The 240-nt window shown below is 64.2% G+C and carries 1 protein-coding gene; it reads left to right on the top strand.

The window, feature by feature from the left end; genetic code table 11:
* The coding region (locus HMI57_RS18495) for a hypothetical protein (protein ID WP_171587441.1) at positions 1-240 on the top strand (240 nt) is incomplete at both ends.

Genomic DNA, 240 nt, shown 5'->3' with positions numbered 1-240 from the left:
GCAACGAAGAGATGCGCACGCGCCAACTCTCCGGGCAAAACATCTTCCGCGAAACCAACGGCTGGGCCGCCTTCGGCTACCGCAGCCGCCGCGTGGTCATCAACACGAATTTTGTCGCGGAGCGCCGAGCACCGCCTCGGCTCGAAGCTGAATCTGCGCAGAAACGGGCCGAGACGGTGCTCGGCGCTCCGGCATCACTGCTCGAACTCACCAACGAAATCTGGCGCGGCAAAGTCGCGC

It is taken from the genome of Arthrobacter sp. 260 (genome assembly GCF_013116745.1).
Taxonomy (GTDB): domain Bacteria; phylum Actinomycetota; class Actinomycetes; order Actinomycetales; family Micrococcaceae; genus Arthrobacter_D.
This window is presented reverse-complemented; position numbering and strand designations above follow the sequence as displayed.